Below are 2666 nucleotides of genomic sequence, written 5' to 3' on the forward strand. Positions count from 1 at the left end.
CGATGCTGGTGGCCAACGCCGACGACGAGATCGACCGCGATGTCTACAACGGCAGGAAGACCGTGGTCTCCGAGGAGATCGACGTCAGCGAGTTCGCCGCCGCAATAGCCAAGGCCGACGCCACCGACTGAACTCGGGTGTCCCTGTGGTTTCTGTCAAACACACTGCGCGAGAGTGCTACGCCGAAGACTGGACTTTTCACGATCCTGGGGACTATCTCGTTAACGGTGTTTCGGCCGTTTTCATCAGTAGGTTTCTGATCCGGGCCAACGATCCGCGAACGTGATCGCGAAGGCATTGAGAGCGGGTTTCCACCGTGTGATCCATCGTGCCTGACCTTTGCCTGTCGGGTCCAGCGAACGGGTCACCAGGTACAAACATTTGAGCGCGGCTTGCTCGCTGGGGAAATGACCGCGAGCTTTGACCGCCCTCCGGTAGCGCGCATTCAGCGACTCAATAGAATTGGTAGAGCATATGACTCGACGTATCTCCGTGTCATAGTCAAGGAACGGGATGAACTCCTCCCACGCGTTGTCCCATAGCCGGATGATCGCCGGATACCGCTTGCCCCAGTTCTCGGCAAGGTCGTCGAAAGCAGCCCGCGCCGCTGCCTCACTCGGCGCGGTGTAGATCGGCTTCAGTTCCCGCTTCAGTGCGTCCCAGTGTTGACGTCCCGAGAGCCGAAAGGTGTTGCGGATCAGGTGCACCACACAGGTCTGGACCGTGGTGGCCGGCCACACATGCTCGACAACCTCCGGCAGGCCCTTGAGACCGTCGCAGACGAGAAAGAAAACGTCTTTGGTGCCACGGTTACGGATGTCAGTGAGCACGCTCATCCAGAACTTGGCGCCCTCGCCGCCCGTGCCGGCCCACAAACCAAGCACGTCGCGGCGCCCGTCCAGGCTCACCCCGATGGCCGCGTAGATCGGCCTGTTCGCGACCTGGCCGTCGCGGATCTTGACCACGATGGCATCGATGAAGATCGCGGCGTACACCTCATCGAGCGGACGTGCAGACCAATCCTGCATCTCCTCGATCACCTTGTCGGTGATCCGAGAAATCGTCTCCTTCGAGACCGATGCACCGTAGATTTCAGCGAAGTGCGCGCTGATCTCCCCAGTCGTTAACCCTTTGGCGTACAACGATAAAACGATCTCATCAACGCCGTTGAGCCGACGCTGCCGCTTCTTGACGATCTGCGGTTCGAACGTCCCTTCGCGGTCTCGGGGGACTTCGATCGGGACCTGCCCGGTCGACTCGGTCAGTACCGTCTTCGACCGAGTGCCGTTGCGGATATTTGTTGATGCCCGATCCGGGTTGGCCTGGTTCTTGTCGTGCCCGAGGTGCTCGGTCATCTCCTCGTTCAGTGCGGTTTCCAGGACGGTTTTGGTGAACTGCTTGAGCAGCCCGTCCGGCCCGGTCAGCGACAGGCCCTGCTCTCTCGCCAAGCGCACGAGCTCCGCTGCCGCCGCCTCCTCGGCCGACGGTGGTGTCGACTTCTTCTTCGTCACATCATCCAGTGTCGTCATCACGGCACCCTTCTCGCCGGGCATTCACCCAGCGTGTCGGGCCGAAACACCGTTTAAGAAACACTCCCGGAGCGGGCCCGTTCGGTACGTTCGGGTGTCATGACGGTTGGGCGGGCACCGTGTCGGCTTTGGCGCCGGACGGCTTCGAGGCCGGCGTGAGCGCATTCGACGATCATGTGGTGCCCACCTTTGGGCGAGAGCGGCCATGATGCGGGAGAAGAATTCACGACCCCGCCGGTGGTTGTGCCGAATCCTTCTGCGAAAGAACGGAATACGGAGCAGTGTTCGCAAAGAATGTGGACGTGCCGATGAGGCGACAAACGGATCGTCCGAGCCTGTCGAGTTCAGACCACGAGGACGACACCGCCATTCCCGCGTAGGTAGCTCAGGCGTTCGGCGAGCTGGGGTCGCTGCGTTTTCGAGCCGGATTCGCAGTCGGTGAAGATACAGATCGCTCCGGCTTGGCGGAGTGCGTACTGCTGCAGTTCGGGGTTTGTTCTAAGACACCGGTGTATCCGATGGTGCTCACAGTCTCAGTCCTTCTCCTCTGCTGCCATGTGTGGGACGGTGCGGCTATTCATGAGCTGGTGACCGATCTCAGGACTCCAAGAAGGTGCGCAACTTGGCCGAGTTCGGGTTTTGCTGTGATGCTTCGGGTTTGATCGAACTCGACCACGTGTAGGTCTGTTGAGGCATGGTGTCGTAGTGCTCGGAGAAGGCCATGGCGGCACCGCGGGGTGCCGCAGCGATCACTGCGGCACGTCGATGACTGGTTTGATCGCGAGCCGTAGGACGCCGCGAGGATAGTTCCGCCATCTAAATAGGCGAAGTTGCAGCAACCTGGACGGCGTCGACACTGAGATCACCTAGCGACCATCCGACGTCGCGGGCTGCCGGTCGGAGTCTGTTGATCGCCAGGTAATTGGGTATCCACACCGAAACGAACTATTCGAGAGGTTTTGCGGTGAAGGATGTCAGGCGAGGAATGACGGATTCCGAGCTGGTCGAGGAAGCTGCCCGGCTCGCTGAGCAGAAGGATCGGACTCGATGCGACGAAATCCGGTTGGCACTCGTTCAGGACGAGCTCGAGTCCCGGCGCCACGCATTCCGACGAGCACGGAACGGCGAGGAGACATC

2 protein-coding genes are annotated in these 2666 nt (G+C 60.6%); both read right to left on the bottom strand.

Translation table 11 applies throughout. The features are described 5' to 3' along the window. Nucleotides 1-245 precede the first annotated feature (245 nt). Entirely contained in the window at nucleotides 246-1529 is a 1284-nt protein-coding gene (locus ACH4NX_RS38335; RefSeq protein WP_397839561.1) for an IS256 family transposase, read from the bottom strand. Between the two features lie 344 nt (nucleotides 1530-1873). Further along, nucleotides 1874-2044, bottom strand: coding sequence for a recombinase family protein (locus ACH4NX_RS38340; protein ID WP_350491851.1), 171 nt, complete (start codon nucleotides 2042-2044; stop codon nucleotides 1874-1876). Nucleotides 2045-2666: the final 622 nt, after the last annotated feature.

It is taken from the genome of Streptomyces sp. NPDC017225 (assembly GCF_044331465.1).
GTDB lineage: Bacteria > Actinomycetota > Actinomycetes > Streptomycetales > Streptomycetaceae > Streptomyces.

What these genes read in the sequence shown, in the direction of transcription:
- ACH4NX_RS38335 (WP_397839561.1), bottom strand. Translation starts at nt 1,529, where the DNA reads ATGACGACACTGGATGATGTGACGAAGAAGAAGTCGACACCACCGTCG.